Origin of the sequence: Pseudoalteromonas sp. '520P1 No. 423' (genome assembly GCF_001269985.1) — a bacterium.
In the GTDB taxonomy this organism is placed as follows: Bacteria; Pseudomonadota; Gammaproteobacteria; order Enterobacterales; family Alteromonadaceae; genus Pseudoalteromonas.
Genome location: NZ_BBZB01000001.1, coordinates 23,531 through 46,446, shown reverse-complemented (window position 1 = coordinate 46,446; position 22,916 = coordinate 23,531). Strand labels below are relative to the sequence as shown.

Annotated in this window: 11 protein-coding genes and 2 rRNA genes; 11 read left to right on the top strand and 2 right to left on the bottom strand. The window is 39.5% G+C overall.

Going from position 1 to position 22,916, the window contains the following annotated elements; genetic code table 11:
* The first annotated feature begins 11 nt into the window (after positions 1 to 11).
* A complete protein-coding gene (mltF, locus tag PSA_RS00170) occupies positions 12 to 1,352 on the top strand; it encodes a membrane-bound lytic murein transglycosylase MltF (RefSeq protein WP_231665296.1) in 1,341 nt (446 codons plus the stop codon).
* A 135-nt stretch (positions 1,353 to 1,487) separates the two neighbouring features.
* The gene (locus tag PSA_RS25700; RefSeq protein WP_193216569.1) at positions 1,488 to 1,655 is read left to right on the top strand and encodes a hypothetical protein; all 168 of its coding nucleotides are present in this window, start codon (positions 1,488 to 1,490) and stop codon (positions 1,653 to 1,655) included.
* A gap of 124 nt (positions 1,656 to 1,779) precedes the next feature.
* Here the strand turns inward: PSA_RS25700 and tadA are convergent, their stop codons facing one another.
* Positions 1,780 to 2,295, bottom strand: coding sequence for a tRNA adenosine(34) deaminase TadA (gene tadA, locus PSA_RS00165; RefSeq protein WP_042153171.1), 516 nt, complete (start codon positions 2,293 to 2,295; stop codon positions 1,780 to 1,782).
* A 211-nt stretch (positions 2,296 to 2,506) separates the two neighbouring features.
* Here tadA and PSA_RS00160 point away from each other — a divergent pair, with 211 nt between their 5' ends.
* From PSA_RS00160 to purL, 3 genes are all read left to right on the top strand, one after another.
* Positions 2,507 to 3,811 carry an inosine/guanosine kinase gene (locus PSA_RS00160; protein WP_042153169.1) on the top strand — a complete coding sequence of 435 codons (1,305 nt, stop codon included), beginning with the start codon at positions 2,507 to 2,509 and terminating at the stop codon, positions 3,809 to 3,811.
* Positions 3,812 to 3,975: 164 nt separating this feature from the next.
* Positions 3,976 to 4,689, top strand: coding sequence for a response regulator transcription factor (locus PSA_RS00155; RefSeq protein ID WP_042153166.1), 714 nt, complete (start codon positions 3,976 to 3,978; stop codon positions 4,687 to 4,689).
* 266 nt (positions 4,690 to 4,955) lie between these two features.
* Positions 4,956 to 8,840: a phosphoribosylformylglycinamidine synthase gene (gene purL, locus PSA_RS00150; protein WP_042153164.1), complete on the top strand. Its 3,885-nt coding sequence runs from the start codon at positions 4,956 to 4,958 to the stop codon at positions 8,838 to 8,840.
* Positions 8,841 to 9,069: 229 nt separating this feature from the next.
* Here purL and PSA_RS00145 read toward each other — a convergent pair whose 3' ends face one another.
* Positions 9,070 to 9,546 (bottom strand): DUF721 domain-containing protein, encoded by a 477-nt coding sequence (locus PSA_RS00145; protein ID WP_042153183.1) that lies wholly within the window; start codon positions 9,544 to 9,546, stop codon positions 9,070 to 9,072.
* A gap of 154 nt (positions 9,547 to 9,700) precedes the next feature.
* On the opposite strand from PSA_RS00145, the gene secA reads away from it, so the two are divergent.
* From secA to PSA_RS00115, 6 genes are all read left to right on the top strand, one after another.
* Positions 9,701 to 12,406, top strand: coding sequence for a preprotein translocase subunit SecA (secA, locus tag PSA_RS00140; protein ID WP_042153151.1), 2,706 nt, complete (start codon positions 9,701 to 9,703; stop codon positions 12,404 to 12,406).
* Between the two features lie 86 nt (positions 12,407 to 12,492).
* Positions 12,493 to 12,894 carry an 8-oxo-dGTP diphosphatase MutT gene (mutT, locus tag PSA_RS00135; RefSeq protein ID WP_042153148.1) on the top strand — a complete coding sequence of 134 codons (402 nt, stop codon included), beginning with the start codon at positions 12,493 to 12,495 and terminating at the stop codon, positions 12,892 to 12,894.
* Positions 12,895 to 13,145: 251 nt separating this feature from the next.
* Complete coding sequence (locus PSA_RS00130; RefSeq protein WP_042153143.1) at positions 13,146 to 15,821, top strand: family 20 glycosylhydrolase; 2,676 nt, start codon at positions 13,146 to 13,148, stop codon at positions 15,819 to 15,821.
* A 283-nt stretch (positions 15,822 to 16,104) separates the two neighbouring features.
* A complete protein-coding gene (gene nagP, locus PSA_RS00125; RefSeq protein WP_371257756.1) occupies positions 16,105 to 17,403 on the top strand; it encodes an N-acetylglucosamine MFS transporter NagP in 1,299 nt (432 codons plus the stop codon).
* A gap of 624 nt (positions 17,404 to 18,027) precedes the next feature.
* Positions 18,028 to 19,570 (top strand): 16S ribosomal RNA (locus tag PSA_RS00120).
* 340 nt (positions 19,571 to 19,910) lie between these two features.
* Positions 19,911 to 22,799: ribosomal RNA gene (locus PSA_RS00115) — 23S ribosomal RNA — on the top strand.
* The 16S and 23S rRNA genes sit together here, the layout of an rRNA operon.
* Positions 22,800 to 22,916: the final 117 nt, after the last annotated feature.

Genomic DNA, 22,916 nt, shown 5'->3' with positions numbered 1-22,916 from the left:
AAAGTTGGTTTGTGATTTTTTTTGTTTTTTTCTTGGTCTCTTGTTCTGAGCCTGATGGTCAAACTCAGCTAAAAAAAATATCGACTCAAAATAAAATTAGAATTGGCACCTTAGTGGGAGCGAGTACTTTCTATCAAAGCACTGATGGTGAGCAAGGCTTTGAATTTGAGCTTGCGCAGGCTTTTGCTGATTTTGTTGGTGTTGAACTTGAAATAGTGCCATTTTTTAACTTGAGTGATTTATTTCCCAGATTAGAAAGCGGTAATATAGATATTATTGCTTCAGGCTTAAGTATTAACGAAGAGCGTTTAAATCAATATCGATTCTCTCCTCAATATCGTGAGATAAGTCAAAAGCTTGTTTTTAAACAAGGCGGAAAACGACCTCGAAATTTTACACAGCTAAATGGAAATTTAACTGTTTTATCAAAAAGCAGTCATTCAGATAGTCTAGTAGAAGCAAAGCAAATGTTTGATCAACTCAGTTGGAATGAAACTGATGAAATGGATGAGTCGGAATTATTGCAAGCAATTATTGATAATGAAATTGATTACACTATTGCGGATTCTAATTCTTTGGCGGTATTTCGACGCTATCACCCTGAATTAAGTATTGGATTTTCAGTCACTAAAAATGAACCTGTTGCTTGGATGATGGCGAAAAATCTGGATGACTCTCTTTACGCTTTACTTATCGAATTTTTCGGTGAGATACAAAGAAATGGTCAATTGAATATATTAGAAGAAAAGTATTTTGGTCATGTCAGAGAGTTTAATTACATAAATACTCTGTCTTTTATTAAAGCGACTAAAACCAAATTACCTAAGTATAAACATTGGTTTGTAGAATATGCCAAAGACTTAGATTGGCGTTTATTAGCTGCTTTAAGCTATCAAGAATCCATGTGGGAACCTAGAGCAAAATCGCCTACAGGTGTACGTGGAATTATGATGATCACACAAGCGACAGCTAAGCAAGTTGGAGTGACAAATCGTCTAGAGCCAGAGCAAAATATTCGTGGCGGAGGTATTTACATGAGCAGGCTTCTAAAGAGATTGCCAGATAAAATACAATACCCAGATAGACTTTGGTTTGCATTAGCTTCATATAATGTAGGTTGGGGACATGTAAGTGATGCTAGAAAACTGACTGAGCAAGCTAATAAAAATCCAAATAAATGGGTTGATGTTAAAGAGTTTTTACCTTTATTAATTAAAAAAAGGTACTATCGAAAAGTCCGTTATGGTTATGCTCGAGGTGATGTCGCTGTGACCTACGTTGACAATATTCGTCGATATTATGATACACTTGTCTGGTTAGATAATAATGATGGTACGAATAGCAAAGACTAAGCCTTTCAATTTTAATTCATAAAACTGTTAAGGAACAACAGTACACTTAATTCAATATACTGAATATCAATAATCTTTATCTCTGCTAAAGTTAATACTTTGAATTTTCTCAACTCTCACCTTTTAGGAGAAAATATGTTAAAAAGGCGAAATACACATAGATTTAAGCGTAATATTACTAATACGACACCAATCAGGCGCCGTATAATGATAAGAAATGTTCAACGTAAAATAAGCTTAAGAAAAAGAATGTTTGCTTTAATGCAATCAGAAAGCAAAGAACAAACGAGTGAAGCGTGTTGATCACGCTTAGCTTTAATTTCTTTTCTACGACGCTTAAAAAAGCTAGAGAGTTTATCACCACACTCATCAGCTAAAACACCAGATGTAACTTCTGATTTATAGATGTTCAAATTGGCTTGAAGTATTACAAGTTATTATCCTCATTATTCTTCAGAGCTTTTTTCTTAGCTTTAATTTCTTTTCTACGACGCTTAAAGAAGCTAGAGAGTTTATCACCACACTCATCAGCTAAAACACCAGATGTTACTTCTAATTGATGATTTAAATCAGGATGATTAACTAAGTTCATAAGAGAGCCAGCAGAACCCGTTTTTAAATCATGGGCGCCAAATACCAAACGTTCTATTCTGCTATGAACCAATAAACCAGCACACATAAAGCACGGCTCTAACGTAACGTATAAAGTGCACCCTAACATCCGATAGTTTTCGAGTTTTTGTCCTGCATCTCTTACGGCTAGCATTTCAGCATGTGCTGATGGATCATGTGTGCAAATAGAACGATTCCAACCTGTCGCTATTATTTTGTTGTCTTTAACTATGATCGCACCAACTGGAATTTCACCTTCTGACTCTGCTTTGTCTGCTAGTTGAAGTGCTTGATGCATCCAATATTCATCGTCAAAAAGTTGCTCACTCATAATCATCTCTATATTTTGGGGAAAGGTTATTATATTTGATTTTATATTTTCATAAACTTTTTTGTGATTAGGCAGTATATTCTTATAAAGGTGAATGTAATTATCTGTTTTATAGCTTTATTTATTCAAAGGACTTAAAGCCTTTATAAACTGCTCTAATTTACGTTATAATTATCAGCTTTGTTATTTAAAATAGCTACACAGGTTTGTTATGAAGTTCCCTGGGCGCCGCAGGCATAAACATTATTTTCCAGTAGAAGATAAAGATCCACTTACTCAAAAGTTGATAAGTACTAATTCACTGCAAAGAAGCTATATTGTAGGAATAGATCAAATTGTTGTAGATATAGAAGCTAAAGTTGATAATGATTTTATCGCAAAATTTGGCTTGCACCGTGGTATGTCTCAGGTAATTGATGACGAAACGACTAATGCTTTATATCAAGCGCTTCAAGATAAAGATTTAGTAAATTATGAATTTGCAGGTGGAACTATTGGTAACACCATGCATAACTATTCTGTATTAGCTGATGATCGCTCGGTATTATTAGGTGTTATGAGTGAAAATATCAAAATTGGAAGCTATGCATATCGTTTTATTAGTAATACTTCTAGTCGTGTTGATCTTGAATACTTACAAGGTGTCGATGGTCCTATTGGTCGCTGTTTTACTTTGATTGATGAATCAGGTGAGCGTACATTCGCGATCAGCCCAGGTTTAATGAATCGTTTACGCCCAGAATCGATCGATGAAAGCTTGATTGCTGGTTCTGCAGCATTAGTTATTAGCTCATACCTAATGCGTACAGAAAAAGACGATACTATGACTCAAGCTGCAATTAAGGCTGTTAAATGTGCAAATAAAGCCGGTGTTCCAGTTGTTTTAACGCTTGGTACTAAGTTTTTAATTGAGCAAGATCCTACTTGGTGGCAAAACTTTGTTAAAGAACACGTTGATATTTTAGCTATGAATGAAGAAGAAGGCTTAGCTATAACAGGTTTTGAAGATCCTTTATTAGCGGCTGATAAAGCTTTAGATTGGGTTGATTTAGTGATTTGTACTGCAGGTGCACAAGGCATGTTCATTGGTGGCTATATCGATGATTGTTGGAAGCGCCCAACTAAACACCCATTGATGCCAGGCGCTATTTCAGATTTTAATCAATTTGAATATTCTCGAGCTATGCTAAAAAGTGATTGTAAAGAACCTATAAAAGCGTTTACGCATAGTGCGCCATATATGGGCGGACCAGATGCCATTAAAAATACAAATGGTGCTGGAGATGGCGCTTTAGCTGCGGTTTTACATGATTTAAGCTCTAATGTTTACCATAAGTTAAATGTGCCAAATTCCAGTAAGCATCAACAAACAGCGTTAACTTATTCATCATTATCACAAATTAGTAAATATGCTAACCGTGTGAGTTATGAAGTATTAGTGCAACATTCCCCAAGACTTTCTCGTGGTTTACCAGAAAGAGAGGAATGTTTAGATCAAGGTTATTGGGAACAATAGTATAAAAGCTCAACTATATTGGGCGGAATCGTTTATAAGAGTAAACCATTTCGCCTTATGTATTATTTCCCTTACATATTCTAACAATTTAACCTCAAGTGACTTTCCATATTTCACCTTATTGATGATACTATAATAAGATATTTTGGGAGTGTAGGAACAATATGGCAATTCGAGTAATGTTAGTTGAAGATGATGAGCTTTTAGTTAAGCGAATTGAAAATCATTTTCTAGATTCTGAATTTAGTTTTATTGTTGATGTGGCTGGTGCAGCAGCATTAGACATAGTACAAAGTGCCCAAAATAATTCCTCAAAAGAAATTCACCTCGCAATTGTAGATATCGTATTACCAGAAAAAGATGGTTTACTGTTAGCCAAAGAGCTCAATACTCTTACAGATATTGGCGTTATTGTGCTATCAAGTCGAGATTCTCAATCAGATCGTATTGCAGGATTAGCGCAAGGTGCTGATGATTATATTTGTAAGCCTGTTGATTTATTAGAGTTAGAGCTGAGAATGCGTGCATTATGTAAGCGCTTAGCAATTACTAATAATGGTAAAGGTGATGAAGAAGACGAATATATTGAATATGGTAATTTTAAATTACATCCTGAGCACCGTACATTAATCGCCAATGATGAAGAGATTCGTCTAACAGAAGCAGAGCACAAAGTTTTAATTTGTTTAATTTCAAATTCAGGTAAAGCAACTTCTAGAGAAAAGCTATCAGAAGAAATAGGTCAGCCAGACTGGAGCCCTGCAGATCGTACAGTTGATGTTTTAATCGGCCGTTTACGTAAAAAATTAGGTGATGAAAAAGAGCAAAAGCGCATTGTTACCGTTCGTGGAAAAGGGTATATGCTGTCACTTGCTTAAGAGATGTAGGTCACAGTATTTTTTTAATTGGGCAATGGCATCCATATCCCTATTCTTCTGATTAGAACCTAGAACCTAGAACCTAGAACCTAGAACCTAGAACCTAGCCATCCCATTGTAAGTTCAGTAAGTTACATTTTTCCTGTCACAAATGACAAGTTAAAGTCCTTTATTCATGCCGAAAACTCGCTAGATCCTGACGTTATTTTCAACTATAATGCGGCTTCAAAATATCGTTCAACTCCTAACCCCGGATGAAAATATCTATGTTGATTCTACGTGGTGCACCTGCACTGTCTGATTTTAGAGTTCAAAAAATCCTAAAAACTTGCGCAGACGCAAAACTACCTGTAACTGGCGTTTATGCTGAATTCATGCATTTTGCTGACTTAACAGCTGAGTTAAACAGTGCTGAAAATGAGAAGTTACAAAAGCTATTAACTTACGGTCCGACTGTTGCTGAGCATGAGCCTGCTGGTTCATTAGTACTAGTAACACCGCGTCCTGGTACGATTTCTCCTTGGGCTTCTAAAGCAACTAATATTGCAAATAACTGTGGTTTAAGCCAAGTTCACCGTGTTGAACGTGGTACAGCATATTATGTTGAAGGTGATTTAACTGCTGAGCAGTTGGCACAAGTGACGGCGTTATTACATGATCGTATGACAGAAGCTACACATACTAAGCTAGAAGATGCTGCACAGTTATTTACAACTGCAGAACCGGCTCCTATGTCATCAGTTGATATTTTATCTGGTGGTCGTGAGGCATTAGCTGCTGCAAATGTTGAGCAAGGCTTTGCTCTTGCGGATGATGAAATCGATTACTTAGTTGAAAACTTCATTAAGCTTGGTCGTAATCCAAACGATATCGAATTATTTATGTTTGCTCAGGCAAACTCAGAACATTGTCGTCATAAAATCTTCAATTCAGATTGGACTATCGATGGTGTAGAGCAGCCGAAATCTCTGTTCAAAATGATCAAAAATACATTTGAGAAAAACCCTGAAAACGTATTGTCAGCGTATTCTGATAATGCAGCAGTAATGAAAGGCTCTACAGCGGGTCGTTTTTTCCCAAATAATGAAAACGAATATAGCTATCATCAAGAAGGTATTGAAATCTTGATGAAAGTTGAGACGCATAATCACCCAACAGCAATTGCGCCATTCTCTGGTGCAGCTACGGGTTCTGGTGGTGAAATTCGTGATGAAGGTGCCACCGGTCGTGGTTCTAAGCCAAAAGCAGGTTTAGTTGGTTTTACAGTATCTAATTTACGCATTCCTGGTTTTGAACAACCTTGGGAAACTGACTTTGGTAAACCTGGTCGAATTGTAAATGCATTAGATGTTATGACTGAAGGTCCATTAGGTGGCGCAGCATTTAATAATGAATTTGGTCGTCCTAACCTATTAGGTTACTTCCGTACTTACGAAGAAAAGGTAAATAGCCATAATGGCGAAGAAGTACGTGGTTACCACAAGCCTATTATGCTTGCAGGTGGTTTAGGTAATATTCGTACAGATCACGTACAAAAAGGTGATATTCCTGTAGGCGCTAAGCTAATTGCTTTAGGTGGCCCAGCAATGAATATAGGTTTAGGCGGTGGTGCTGCATCTTCAATGGCATCAGGTCAGTCTAGCGAAAACTTAGACTTTGCATCTGTGCAACGTGAAAATCCTGAAATGGAACGTCGTTGTCAGGAAGTTATTGATAAATGTTGGCAGCTAGGTGACGAAAACCCAATTGCTTTCATCCATGATGTAGGTGCTGGTGGTTTATCAAATGCATTCCCTGAATTAGTAAATGATGGTGGTCGAGGTGGTATTTTCCAACTTCGTGACGTACCAAATGATGAACCAGGTATGGCACCACATGAAATTTGGTGTAATGAATCTCAAGAACGTTATGTAATGGCGGTTGCGCCTGAGAATTTAGCTAAATTTGAAGAGATTTGTAAGCGTGAACGTGCTGAATACGCTGTGATTGGTGAAGCGACAGAAGAGCTACAGTTAACAGTTGCTGATACTCACTTTGATAACAACCCTGTTGATTTACCTCTAGATGTATTATTAGGTAAAGCACCTAAAATGCACCGTGATGTAAAAACACAAACAGCGAGTGGTGAAGCATTTAACTTTGACGACATTACAGTTGAAGATGCTGCTGCACGTTTATTACGTTTACCAGCTATCGCAGAAAAAACTTTCCTAATTACCATTGGTGACCGTTCAGTTACTGGTTTAGTGGCACGTGACCAAATGGTTGGTCCTTGGCAAATACCAGTAGCGGATTGTGCTGTAACAGCTGCTGCATTTGATACTTACCATGGTGAAGCGATGTCGCTAGGTGAGCGTACACCTGCTGCATTACTTAACTACGGTGCTTCTGCGCGTTTGGCTGTGGCCGAGTCATTAACTAATATTGCTGGTACAAATATCGGTAGTTTAGAAAACATTAAACTTTCAGCTAACTGGATGGCCGCAGCAGGTCACCCTGGTGAAGATGCTGGTCTTTACGAAGCAGTTAAAGCGGTCGGTGAAGAATTATGTCCTGCACTTGGATTAACTATCCCAGTAGGTAAAGATTCAATGTCGATGAAAACGCAATGGGATGAAGCTGGCGAAGATAAGTCTGTAACTTCTCCATTATCGCTTATCATCACTGCATTTGGTCGTGTTGAAGATGTACGTAAAACAGTAACTCCTGAGCTTCGCTCAGATAAAGGTAACTCATCACTAATCTTAATTGATTTAGGTGCAGGCCAAAATCGTTTAGGTGCGTCATCACTAGCACAAGTTTATAAGCAATTAGGTGAAACAACGCCAGACGTTGATAGCCCAGCAGTATTAAAAGGCTTCTATGAAGCTATGCAGTCGCTTGTAGCTGACGAAAAATTATTAGCTTATCACGATATTTCAGACGGTGGTTTATTCACTACTGTAACTGAAATGGCGTTTGCTGGTCATACTGGTGTATCTGTTAATTTAGATTCATTAACTGGCTCTGATATTGAAGTATTATTCCACGAAGAGCTAGGTGGTGTCATTCAAGTTCGTGATGCTGATAAAGCTGCAATACTTGAAGTGTTAGCTGCGAACGGTTTAGCTTCAATGACTCATGAAATTGGTTCATTAAACGATTCTGATGCGATTAGCTTTACTCGTAATGGTGAAGTTGTATTAGAAAATACACGTACGCAATACCGTACTATGTGGGCTGAAACAACTTACCAAATGCAATCTCTACGTGATAACCCTGATTGTGCTAAGCAAGAACATGAAGCAAAGGCTGATGCTAAAGATCCAGGTTTAAATACTAAGCTTTCTTTTGATTTAAATGAAGATGTGGCTGCGCCATTTATTCTAAAAGGTGCCGCGCCTAAGATGGCTATCTTGCGTGAGCAAGGTGTTAACTCTCATGTGGAAATGGCTGCTGCATTTAACCGTGCTGGTTTTGCTGCTGTAGACGTTCATATGAGTGATATTTTAGAAGGTCGTTTATCTTTAGAAGAATTTAAAGGCTTAGTTGCTTGTGGTGGTTTCTCTTACGGTGACGTATTAGGTGCTGGTGAAGGTTGGGCTAAGTCAATTTTATTCAATGACCGCGCACGTGGTGAGTTTGAAACATTCTTTAACCGTCAAGACACTTTATCACTAGGTGTATGTAACGGTTGTCAAATGCTTTCAACATTGAAAGAGTTAATCCCAGGTACTGAACATTGGCCACGTTTTGTAACTAATAAATCAGAGCGTTTTGAAGCGCGTTTCAGTTTAGTTGAAATTCAAGAAAATCCATCTGCATTCTTCTCAGGAATGGCTGGTTCTCGTATGCCAATTGCTGTATCTCATGGTGAAGGTCATGCTGAGTTTGCTAACGGTGATGCAGTTAAAGCAGCATTAGCGAGTGGTACAGTGGCAGCACAATACGTTGATAACTATGGTCAGCCTACTATGCAATATCCAAATAACCCAAATGGTTCGCCTGAAGGTATTACGGCTATTACAAGTACAGATGGTCGTTCAACAGTAATGATGCCGCATCCAGAACGAGTATTCCGCACAGTTGCTAACTCTTGGCACCCAGATGAGTGGAAAGAGGATAGCCCGTGGATGCGTATGTTCCGCAACGCACGTAAGCATATCGGTTAATTCACTTTAGAATGAATCATTAGAGAAGGGTCACTTTTTAAAAGTGGCCTTTTTGTTTGCGCGGATAAATTAACGCCTACAAGTCATTAAAGTATTAAGCTAAGATACAAACTCGAATGTAGGCGGGAATTCAGCCCCGTATGTTGTTTAGAGTAATGCAGGAGCAATTGTCGATAAGTCCCGTATTTTTTATATAATGAATAATATGTGTAAATTCTCTATGCTTGAATTACTTTTTACTATGTTTTGCCAATCTCTCTAATTTTTCTCTGAGAGAAGGCGGGGCGCTTTTTGCAACTTCTAATAATGAATTTGCGGTATCTTCGCTTAATACTAAATCTTTTTTCTGAGAATTATTTTCTTTTTGACTCGAAGGTGTTGTTCTATTTGTGAAGGCTTGTGGATTAGTTTGTACCTTAATTTGTGAAAGTTCAGGTAAGCCATTTTTACGTAGGTCCGATAAAATAGACATTTTCATATAGTTTAGGCGCATAGCAACGGCTGCAGAGTCGGTTTCTATTACCATAATGGCATCACGATAATTACTTACACGACATTTTTTAGCCATAGGCGCACTGATTGATTGCTCAAATAAAGCTTGAAAATGAGCGAGTTTTTGGCTTTTACCGGCATAAGAAGAGAGCTTGTTTGACATGCCTGCCATTAAATCATCAAGTGTTTTTGGTGCGTATCTGTCTTTTGCCATAAATAACATTAGTATTAGCGTGCGATTACTTTTATTATACCCTCAATATAAGTTTGGCGTATAAAAATTACCTACTTGAAATTAGGTTATTGTATCTCCATATAGTTAACAGTTCGTCAATTAATTGAAATCAAAGGGTAGTAACGGTTTTATCATGATATCTAAAATATTTACCAAGCTTTTTGGTAGTCGCAATGATCGCACCATTAAAAACTTAAAAAAAACGGTCGCAGTAATCAATCAATACGAAGAAAAGTTTGAAGCATTAACTGACGAAGAATTACAAGCGAAAACAGCTGAATTTCGCAAGCGTTTAGAAGCAGGTGAAACGCTTGACGATATTTTGTCTGAAGCATTTGCAACAGTACGTGAAGCATCAAAACGTGTATTTAATATGCGTCACTTTGATGTGCAAATGATAGGCGGGATGATCTTACATCAAGGTCGTATTGCTGAAATGCGTACAGGTGAAGGTAAAACTTTAACTGCAACATTACCAGCTTACTTAAATGGTTTATCAGGTAAAGGTGTTCATGTTATTACTGTGAATGACTACCTAGCTCAGCGTGACTCTGAGACAAACCGTCCATTATTTGAATTTTTAGGTTTAAGTGTTGGTTGTAATATTGCGGGTTTAGCACCACAAGACAAACAAGCAGCTTATCAAGCTGATATCACTTACGGTACAAATAACGAGTTTGGTTTTGATTACCTACGTGACAATATGGCGTTTTCTCCAGAAGAACGTGCACAACGTCCATTAAACTATGCATTAATAGATGAAGTAGATTCAATCTTAATAGATGAAGCAAGAACACCGCTAATTATCTCTGGCCCTGCTGAAGATAGTTCTGAGCTTTACGCTAAAATTAACTTATTGATCCCTGAGCTTGTTCAGCAAGAAAAAGAAGATGAAGAAGGTGTTGAAGGTGATGGCGATTACACGATAGATGAAAAAGGTAAACAAATTCATTTAACAGAGCGTGGCCAAGTTAAAGTTGAAGAACTTTTACAAAATCATGGTTTGATTGAAGAAGGTGATTCACTTTACTCAGCTGGTAATATCACATTGTTAAGTCATATCTATGCTGGTTTACGCGCAAATAAACTGTATCAAAAAGATGTTGATTACGTTGTAAAAGATAATGAAGTAATTATTGTTGATGAACATACAGGTCGTACGATGGAAGGTCGTCGTTGGTCTGAAGGGTTACATCAAGCAGTAGAAGCTAAAGAAGGGGTTAACATTCAAAATGAAAACCAAACTTTAGCATCAATCACTTTCCAGAATTATTTCCGTATATACGAAACGCTTGCAGGTATGACAGGTACAGCTGATACTGAAGCATTCGAATTCCAACAAATTTATGGACTAGATACAGTAGTTACACCAACAAATAAACCTATGATCCGTGATGATCGCGCTGATTTAGTTTATTTAACACAAGAAGAAAAATACGACGCTATTTTAGTGGATGTACTTGATTGTCAAAAGCGTGGACAACCTGTTTTAGTTGGTACAATTTCTATCGAAAGTTCAGAGTATTTATCTCAGTTCTTAAAGAAAGAAAAAATTCAACACAGCGTATTAAATGCTAAATTCCATGCTCAAGAAGCAGATATCGTTGCTGATGCAGGTTTACCTGGCAAAGTAACAATTGCAACAAATATGGCTGGTCGTGGTACGGATATCGTATTAGGTGGTAACTGGCAAGCACAAGTGGCTAAACTAGATTCACCAACAGATGAGCAAATCGCTAAAATTAAAGCTGATTGGCAAGTAACGCATGATGAAGTGATCGCTGCTGGTGGTTTACATATTATCTCAACTGAGCGTCATGAATCTCGTCGTATTGATAACCAATTACGTGGTCGTGCTGGTCGTCAAGGTGATGCGGGTTCAAGTCGCTTCTATCTTTCAATGGACGATGCGCTAATGCGTATTTTTGCTGGTGAGCGCATGACTAACATGATGCGTAAGCTTGGTATGGAAAAAGGCGAAGCTATTGAGCATCCTTGGGTAAGCCGTGCAATTGAAAATGCACAGCGTAAAGTAGAAGCGCGTAACTTTGATATTCGTAAGCAGTTATTAGAATTTGATGATGTTGCTAATGATCAACGTAATGTTGTATACGCACAACGTAATGAATTATTGGAAGAAGGTGATATCTCTGAAACTATCACAGCTATCCGTGGCGATGTCTTGAATGCAACGATAGATCAGTTTATTCCGCCACAATCACTTGCTGAAATGTGGGATATTAAAGGGCTAGAAGAGCGTCTACAAGCTGATTTCTTAATTGAATTACCAATTCAAACTTGGTTAGATGAAGATAATAAGTTATTCGAAGAAACGTTAAGAGAGCGTATCGAAGAATCTGTTTCTGAATCTTATAAGCAAAAAGAAGAAATGGTTGGCGAGTCTGTATTACGTCAATTTGAAAAAGCCATTATGCTTCAAAGCTTAGATCAGCATTGGAAAGATCACTTAGCTGCGATGGATCATTTACGTCAAGGTATTCATTTACGTGGTTACGCGCAAAAGAATCCTAAGCAAGAATACAAACGAGAGTCTTTTGAGTTATTTACAGAAATGTTAGAAAACTTAAAAGTAGATGTTGTGGGTATTTTAAGTAAAGTACAAGTGCGTGCTGAAGAAGATGTAGAAACTGTTGAAGCGCAACATCGTGCATCTGAAAATACTGAACACCAATATCAACATCAAGAAGCTGAGCATGTTGGCGGAGAAGCGCCAGAAGCTGCAACTATGACACGCACAGCACCAAAAGTGGGTCGTAATGATCCTTGTCCGTGTGGCTCAGGTAAAAAATATAAACAGTGTCATGGTAAATTGTCATAATTTAAAATGATACTGATGTAAAAAGCGACTTAGGTCGCTTTTTTTGTACTTATTGATTAACAGTTCCTAATATAAAAGATTATAAAATGACTCAAAAAATTGTACATGTAGCCGTGGGCATCATTAAGCAACAATCAAAAATATTTATATGTAAACGTTCCGCAAAGCAGCATCAAGGTAATAAGTGGGAATTTCCAGGTGGTAAAGTTGAAGTTGGAGAAACTGTAACACAAGCTTTAGCACGAGAGCTAAAAGAAGAAATTAATATCGAAGTCGTATCGAGTGAGGCTTTTCATCAAATTCATCATGATTATCCTGATAAATCAGTTTATTTAGATATCCACTTAGTTGAGAACTTTAAAGGCGAAGCTGTTGGCCATGAAGGACAGGAGTCTTGTTGGGTTGAAATTCAAGATTTAAATAAATATGAATTCCCTGAGGCAAATAAAGTGATTGTTGAGAAACTATTAAAGCTAAATCATATTTAGTAATAATAGGAAATTAGCATCGTAAACCCTGAAGTATTTTCTAAATTCTTTGCCTAAAAGGCTGAGTTGAATGTGTAATTAGATAAATAAGACCATGGAAATTAAAAATGATAACGCTGTCATTTTTAATTTCCATAGTATATATTTTCAATGAGTTCATATGATTTGTTAGAAATAATTTGAGTTATTCAGTACTAAAGTCTAATAACTAAATTAATATTGATATCTAAAACGAATAAAGGAGATTTTTGATGCGGTTCAATAAGAGCATGCTTTGTGGTATTAGTGCGAGTTTAATATGTTCAATACCAATGTTCGCAATTGCAGGTGTTTCACAAGATTCAGTAGAAAAGTTCACTCAAAAAACACAGTTAAAGTTTGGCGTCAGTGATAACTTTAAATACGCATCAAATAGTTTTGAAGGTAATCTAAGCTTTGATAATAAGTCAGATATAGACTTACCTGCAGGTAGCAGTGACTGGCAGGTATACTTTCATTCAATTAGAAAAATCGATTCTCAAATAGATCAAGGGCTACAATTTGAGCATGTGAATGGTGATTTACACCGTTTAGTGCCGACTTCCGATTTTAAAGGTTTAAAATCTGGCAGCACTTTAGAGTTAACATTTAAAGGTGCAGCTTGGATAGCTGCTTATTCTGACTTTATGCCTCGCTCATTTATGGTTGCCAATAATGGCGCGCCAGTGATTTTTTCAAATACAGATACTGAAGATTTTAGCCAATTTGTTAAACCCATAGTTCGTGAAAACCAAATTAAAAAATTTAATTCACCAGAAATGGATTTAACTCAGATTGCAAATGCAGAAAATCGTTATATCCATAACACTAAAGTGGCTAAAAATGACATATCAGAATCAGATGCGTTAAAACGTGTGATCCCAATGCCACAAGATGTTGATTTTAATCGTGGTGAAACAGTATTAAATGATAACTGGCAAATACGTTATAGCGGTGGTGCAACATCTGAAATTAAAGTATTTTTAGCTGATTTTAAAAAATACTACAAATTAGAATTGCAAGCAGAGCCTAATCATATTCCAACTTCAAAACAGCCATTAATCAATATTGTAATTGATGACTCGGTCAATAAAGGTAAAGCTGCAAGTTATCAATTGGAAGTTGATGATAATAAAATTGAAATTATAGGTAGCGATAATGCCGGTGTGTTTTATGGTATGCAAACCTTGCTTGCGTTGGCCCCTGCCGGTAGTAAAAAAGAAGTGACTCTACCTAGAGTTGAAATAACGGATAGCCCAAGATATGAATGGCGTGGTATGCATTATGATAATGCAAGAAACTATCATGGCAAAGAGGCTATGTTCAAACTTGTTGAGCAAATGGGGCGCTATAAATTAAATAAATTGCATTGGCATTTTTCAGATGATGAAGGTTGGCGCTTAGAGATCCCTGACTTACCTGAATTAACTGAAATAGGCGCACATCGTTGTTTTGATTTAAAAGAGCAAACATGTTTATTAACACAATTAGGTACTGGTCCATTTAAATCTGGCTCAGGCAATGGTTTTATGACAAGAACTGACTTTGTTGAGTTGTTAAAATTTGCTGCTGCTCGTCACATTCAAATTATTCCAGAGGTTGAATCACCGGGTCACGCAAGAGCTGCCATAAAATCAATGGAAGCGCGTTACAATAAGCTTATCGCTAAAGATAAAAAACAAAGTGTAGGGCAATTACTTAATCAAGCTGGGATTTTAAAAACCGATACTGAAGTTAAAACTATTCAAAACCTGCAAGCTAAAGCTTATTTGTTAAGCGATCCAGCAGATACCTCATTTTATAATACAGTTCAGAACTATAAAGACAATTCAGTAAATGTTTGTATGGATTCAAGTTATCAATTTATCGATAAAGTTACTTATGAATTACAACAAATGTACAGGGAAGCAGGTGTACGTTTAACAAATCTGCACTTTGGTGGTGATGAAGTAGGTAAAGGCTCTTGGACTGGCTCTCCTGTATGTCAGGCATTATTTGATAAACCAGGAAATGGTGTTTCTGGCGTAGCTGACTTGAAGCCTTACTTTACAAAACGTGTCGCAGAACTCCTTAATGCAAGAGGGATTTCACCAGGTGCTTGGGAAGATGGTTTAATGTACGACACATTAAATACCTTTAATCGTAAAGAACTACCAAGTGAAGTGTTTACCGCGAATGTTTGGGATAATATTTGGGAGTGGGGCGTTGCAGACAGAGCATATCGTTTAGCAAACAATGATTATCAAGTTGTACTATCACATGGTACACATTTGTATTTTGACCACCCATACGAAGCTCATCCTGAAGAGCGTGGTTATTACTGGGCTGGCAGATACACAAGCACAGAAAAAACATTTGGTTATATGCCTGATAATGTTTATGCCAATGCTGATTTTACGCGTTCAGGTAAAGTAATAGATAACCTCGAGGCTTTAGTAGGGCGTTCATTGCCTAAACTTGAAAAGCCTGAAAATATTTTAGGTATGCAAGGGCAGGTTTGGTCAGAATCTATTCGCACTGAAGATCAGGTTTTGAAAATGTTATTTCCAAGGGTTTTAGCTGTTGCGGAACGTGCTTGGCATAAAGCGTCTTGGGAAGGTGATAACCCAAGTAATGCAAAACGACAGCAAGACTGGGCTTACTTTTCTGCTGCCTTAGGTAAAAAAGAGCTAAATAAAATGCTACTTTCAGGTGTATCACCATATTTACCTGTACCAGGTGGTGTGATTGAAAGTGGTAAGCTCAAGGCTAATTCATCTATTCCATATCTTAAAATAGAGGTTAGTTTAGATAATGGCAGCAACTGGCAGCCCTATTTAACACCAATTAAAGTTAAAAAAGGCCAAAAAGTGCAATTACGTAGTTATTTAAATGAAAACTCCAAGAGCCGAATTACTCAAATAAATTAAATCGTTATTGTATTTAGATTAAAAAAGGACCGTTTGGTCCTTTTTTGTTTTTAAGTTTTTAGTAAATGCTTCTGGCAATAGCCGTTAAATTGTCGTAAAGTTTTATGATAGCGCTGTCATTTTTGTTAATGGCTAGTTAGATAATCTGGTTAGACCTGTGATTGTTTCGACTATTTAGCGTGAAACATAAAATTAACTATAACTTAATTAAGTGAAATATAAAGTTCAGGGGGAACTTGTATTACACTTAATTTCAACAAGAAGAAGTCTTATGGAAGCCAGTGTGAATATTGAGAATCGATCTAAAAGTAACTTTGTGCCCATGGCAATCGTTGCAACATTATTTTTTATATTAGGGTTTGCAACTTGGCTCAATGGTTCATTGATGCCTTACCTAAAACAAATTCTTCAGCTAACACCATTTCAAGCATCATTAATTTTATTTTCATTTTATATAGCGGTAACTTTTACTGCGATACCTTCTGCAGCTGTGATCCGTAAAGTCGGTTATAAAAACGGTATGGCATTAGGTATGGGTGTTATGATGATTGCCGGCTTATTGTTTATTCCAGCAGCAAAAACACAGTACTTTCCATTATTCTTATTAGCGCAGTTAGTGATGGGGGCAGGGCAAACTTTATTGCAAACTGCAGTTAATCCATATGTTGTACGTATTGGGCCTGAAGAGTCTGCTGCAGCACGTATCTCTATTATGGGTATTATGAACAAAGGTGCAGGCGTGGTTGCACCAATCGTATTTACAGCATTAATCATGAGTAATTTTACAGATACAGTAGGTACTGAGCTGACTCAAATTAAAATTGATGAAATGGCTAATAGTCTAATATTACCTTACTTAGGTATGGCTATTTTCATTGGTATTTTAGGCTTTGCAGTTACTAAGGCACCGCTACCTGAGCTAGAAAAAGAAGAAGAGTCTGATGAATCAGGTGATCAAGGTCTAGTTAAAGAAACTTTATCACATCCAAGTCTTGCTCTAGGAGTATTAGCATTATTCTTCTATGTCGCAGCAGAAGTAATCGCTGGTGATACGATTGGTGCATTTGCCTTGTCTTTAGGAATTGAAAATTACGGAATTATGACTTCATTCACTATGGCATGTATGGTGTTAGGTTATATACTGGGTATCTTCTTAATCCCTAGATTTATTTCACAAGAAAAAGCTTTAATGGTTTCAGCAATATTAGGCTTGGCTTTAACTGTTGGTATTGTTCTTGGCGATAATAATTCATATGCAATTTCAAATGCAGTACTTGCGCCATTAGGTATTATGGCATTACCAGATACTTTAGTTTTAATTGCATGTTTAGGTTTAGCAAACGCAATTGTATGGCCTGCTGTATTCCCGCTAGCATTATCTGGTTTAGGTCAATTAACAAGTACGGGTTCAGCATTATTAGTTATGGGTATATCTGGTGGCGCTTTTGGTCCATTATTCTGGGGATTAACAAGTGGTGCAACTGATTTAGGTCAACAAGGTGGATATATGGTGATGTTCCCATGTTATTTATTCATCTTATTTTATGCTGTTAAAGGCCATAAAATGAAAAGCTGGAAATAAATAAGCTTAACTATTCTAATTAGAATTAAAAATGCCAGCTATTAGCTGGCATTTTTAATTTTATCCACAGGATAAAGTGAGTAACCTGTATTTAAAGTGTGTGAAATCAGGTATAGATAATTAATTCAAAAAACCTAATAAAAACACTTGCGCTAAAATAGAATCTGTCTATACTGCGCCTCCACCGACACAGACGGCAAGCAACAGACTTTAAGGTAAGAGACTAAAGGGATGTAGCGATATCGAATGATGTTGGAAGGAGATTTATCTCCAAAAAGTTTGAATCAGATTTAAAGTTAAAAAATTAATTTTAAATTAAGTATTGACTCAAAAATTTTAAGGTGTATTATGCACCTCCGCTTCGAAGCACAGCTTCAAAGCAACGTTCTTTAACAATAAGTAATCATCTGTGTGGGCACTCTTGCAGATTGAGTTCTAAAGTCACTTTTCGAAGTGACACAAAATTAGAGTCTCATTAAAATCTGTTCACTTAATCCTTTTAGGAAAGAGCGAGTGACTACACAGTCATATGCGACGTTAAGTTTAACTTTGTTAAATTTAATATCAAAAACAGAATTCATTGAGCTGTCTCATCTATTTTATAGACAAAGACAAAAAACTTTTTAATTGAAGAGTTTGATCATGGCTCAGATTGAACGCTGGCGGCAGGCCTAACACATGCAAGTCGAGCGGTAACAGAGATAGCTTGCTATCTGCTGACGAGCGGCGGACGGGTGAGTAATGCTTGGGAATATGCCTTTAGGTGGGGGACAACAGTTGGAAACGACTGCTAATACCGCATGATGTCTACGGACCAAAGTGGGGGACCTTCGGGCCTCACGCCTAAAGATTAGCCCAAGTGGGATTAGCTAGTTGGTTGAGGTAAAGGCTCACCAAGGCAACGATCCCTAGCTGGTTTGAGAGGATGATCAGCCACACTGGAACTGAGACACGGTCCAGACTCCTACGGGAGGCAGCAGTGGGGAATATTGCACAATGGGCGCAAGCCTGATGCAGCCATGCCGCGTGTGTGAAGAAGGCCCTAGGGTTGTAAAGCACTTTCAGCGAGGAGGAAAGGTTATAGTTTAATAGACTATAGCTGTGACGTTACTCGCAGAAGAAGCACCGGCTAACTTCGTGCCAGCAGCCGCGGTAATACGAGGGGTGCAAGCGTTAATCGGAATTACTGGGCGTAAAGCGTACGCAGGCGGTTTGTTAAGCGAGATGTGAAAGCCCCGGGCTCAACCTGGGAACTGCATTTCGAACTGGCAGACTAGAGTATGATAGAGGGTGGTAGAATTTCAGGTGTAGCGGTGAAATGCGTAGAGATCTGAAGGAATACCGATGGCGAAGGCAGCCACCTGGGTCAATACTGACGCTCATGTACGAAAGCGTGGGGAGCAAACGGGATTAGATACCCCGGTAGTCCACGCCGTAAACGATGTCTACTAGGAGCTGGAATCTTCGGATGACTTTTCCAAAGCTAACGCATTAAGTAGACCGCCTGGGGAGTACGGCCGCAAGGTTAAAACTCAAATGAATTGACGGGGGCCCGCACAAGCGGTGGAGCATGTGGTTTAATTCGATGCAACGCGAAGAACCTTACCTACACTTGACATCCAGAGAAGAGACTAGAGATAGACTTGTGCCTTCGGGAACTCTGAGACAGGTGCTGCATGGCTGTCGTCAGCTCGTGTTGTGAGATGTTGGGTTAAGTCCCGCAACGAGCGCAACCCCTATCCTTAGTTGCTAGCAGGTAATGCTGAGAACTCTAGGGAGACTGCCGGTGATAAACCGGAGGAAGGTGGGGACGACGTCAAGTCATCATGGCCCTTACGTGTAGGGCTACACACGTGCTACAATGGCAGGTACAGAGTGCTGCGAGCTCGCGAGGGTAAGCGAATCACTTAAAGCCTGTCGTAGTCCGGATTGGAGTCTGCAACTCGACTCCATGAAGTCGGAATCGCTAGTAATCGCGGATCAGAATGCCGCGGTGAATACGTTCCCGGGCCTTGTACACACCGCCCGTCACACCATGGGAGTGGGTTGCTCCAGAAGTGGCTAGTCTAACTGCTTGCAGAGGACGGTCACCACGGAGTGATTCATGACTGGGGTGAAGTCGTAACAAGGTAGCCCTAGGGGAACCTGGGGCTGGATCACCTCCTTATACGAAAGAACTGGTTTGCATGCCAGTGTCCACACAGATGATTATTAAATAGTTTGTTCTTTGGAATGAATTATTTATGTGCTCTTTAAAAATTTGGAAAGCTGATATAAAAATTCTAATAAATGTTTATTAAACATTTATTAAGAGTTTTCAAAAAGTAAAAGAAACGAATGATAGCCATGTTATATGGTGATGCATTCATGCCAATTTATTGTTTACTTATTTATAAGTAATTAATGATTGGCATCTACTTTAGTATTCAAAACATTAACTTCTGGCGAAGTTAACTGTCACGAAATAATACAGCACATTGTAGTTGTAAGACTATTTTGGGTTGTATGGTTAAGTGAATAAGCGTACACGGTGGATGCCTTGGCAGTTGGAGGCGATGAAGGACGTATTAACTTGCGATAAGCTAAGTCGAGCTAGTAAAAAGCACTTGAGACTTAGATTTCCGAATGGGGAAACCCACCTATTTATAGGTATCGTTAACTGAATACATAGGTTAACGAGGCGAACGCGGAGAACTGAAACATCTAAGTACCCGTAGGAACAGAAATCAACCGAGATTTCGAAAGTAGCGGCGAGCGAAATCGAAACAGCCCTTAAGCTTTATTGTAGTTAGTAAAATGCTCTGGAAAGTGCAACGATACAAGGTGATAGTCCTGTATACGAAAACTTATATAAAGTGAAATCGAGTAGGTCGGGACACGTGATATCCTGACTGAATATGGGGGGACCATCCTCCAAGGCTAAATACTCCCAACTGACCGATAGTGAACCAGTACCGTGAGGGAAAGGCGAAAAGAACCCCTGTGAGGGGAGTGAAATAGAACCTGAAACCGTGTACGTACAAGCAGTAGGAGCAAAGCTTTGCTTTGTGACTGCGTACCTTTTGTATAATGGGTCAGCGACTTATATTTTGTAGCGAGGTTAACCGAATAGGGGAGCCGTAGGGAAACCGAGTCTTAACTGGGCGACTAGTTGCAGGGTATAGACCCGAAACCCGGTGATCTAGCCATGGGCAGGTTGAAGGTTGAGTAACATCAACTGGAGGACCGAACCCACTTACGTTGAAAAGTGAGGGGATGACTTGTGGCTAGGAGTGAAAGGCTAATCAAACCGGGAGATAGCTGGTTCTCCCCGAAATCTATTTAGGTAGAGCCTCGGATGAATACTGACGGGGGTAGAGCACTGTTTGGGCTAGGGGGTCATCCCGACTTACCAACCCCATGCAAACTCCGAATACCGTTAAGTAATATCCGGGAGACACACGGCGGGTGCTAACGTCCGTCGTGAAGAGGGAAACAACCCAGAGCGCCATCTAAGGTCCCAAAGTGTATGTTAAGTGGGAAACGATGTGGAAAGGCCCAGACAGCCAGGAGGTTGGCTTAGAAGCAGCCACCCTTTAAAGAAAGCGTAATAGCTCACTGGTCGAGTCGGTCTGCGCGGAAGATGTAACGGGGCTAAACATACCACCGAAGATGCGCCTGCGTACTTTGTATGCGGGGTAGGGGAGCGTTCTGTAAGCCGTTGAAGGTGTACCGGGAGGTATGCTGGAGGTATCAGAAGTGCGAATGCTGACATGAGTAACGATAATGGGGGTGAAAAACCCCCACGCCGGAAGACCAAGGGTTCCTATCCCATGTTAATCAGGGTAGGGTGAGTCGACTCCTAAGGCGAGGCCGAAAGGCGTAGTCGATGGGAAACGGGTTAATATTCCCGTACTTATTATGAATGCGAAGGGGGGACGGAGCAGGCTAAACAAGCATGGCGTTGGTTGTCCATGTGAAAGTGCGTAGGCTGATGACTTAGGTAAATCCGGGTTGTCATTAAGGCTGAGACACGAGACGAGTCACTACGGTGATGAAGTTGTTGGTGCCATACTTCCAGGAAAAGCCTCTAAGCTTCAGTTTATAATGAATCGTACCCCAAACCGACACAGGTGGTCAGGTAGAGAATACTAAGGCGCTTGAGAGAACTCGGGTGAAGGAACTAGGCAAAATTGTACCGTAACTTCGGGAGAAGGTACGCCAACATTAGGTGAAGCGCTTTACGTGTGGAGCTGAAGTTGGTCTCAGAAACTAGGTGGCTGGGACTGTTTATTAAAAACACAGCACTGTGCAAAATCGAAAGATGACGTATACGGTGTGACACCTGCCCGGTGCCGGAAGGTTAATTGATGGGGTTATCTTCGGAGAAGCTCTTGATCGAAGCCCCGGTAAACGGCGGCCGTAACTATAACGGTCCTAAGGTAGCGAAATTCCTTGTCGGGTAAGTTCCGACCTGCACGAATGGTGTAACCATGGCCACGCTGTCTCCACCCGAGACTCAGTGAAATTGAAATCGCAGTGAAGATGCTGTGTACCCGCGGCTAGACGGAAAGACCCCGTGAACCTTTACTACAGCTTGGCACTGAACATTGAACCTACATGTGTAGGATAGGTGGGAGACTTTGAAGTAGCGTCGCTAGATGTTATGGAGTCGTCCTTGAAATACCACCCTTGTAGTTTTGATGTTCTAACGTAGGTCCCTAAGCGGGATTGCGGACAGTGCCTGGTGGGTAGTTTGACTGGGGCGGTCTCCTCCCAAAGAGTAACGGAGGAGCACGAAGGTTTGCTAAGTACGGTCGGACATCGTACGGTTAGTGTAATGGTAGAAGCAAGCTTAACTGCGAGACAGACACGTCGAGCAGGTACGAAAGTAGGTCATAGTGATCCGGTGGTTCTGAATGGAAGGGCCATCGCTCAACGGATAAAAGGTACTCCGGGGATAACAGGCTGATACCGCCCAAGAGTTCATATCGACGGCGGTGTTTGGCACCTCGATGTCGGCTCATCACATCCTGGGGCTGAAGTCGGTCCCAAGGGTATGGCTGTTCGCCATTTAAAGTGGTACGCGAGCTGGGTTTAGAACGTCGTGAGACAGTTCGGTCCCTATCTGCCGTGGGCGTTTGAGAATTGAGAGGGGTTGCTCCTAGTACGAGAGGACCGGAGTGAACGAACCGCTGGTGTTCGGGTTGTCATGCCAATGGCATTGCCCGGTAGCTACGTTCGGAACTGATAAGCGCTGAAAGCATCTAAGCGCGAAGCAGGCCTCGAGATGATTTCTCACTAGAGCTATAAGCTCTCTGAAGGGCCGTTGGAGACTACAACGTTGATAGGCAAGGTGTGTAAGGGTTGTGAGGCCTTGAGCTAACTTGTACTAATTACCCGTGAGGCTTAACCATACAACGCCAAAGTGGTTTTGTGTGTGATAGAAACAAGCAAGAAGTTAGTGTTAACTAAAGTAGAATACTTTTACGAATATCAGCGAACCGAATTTATTAAAGAACAAAACAAAGCAT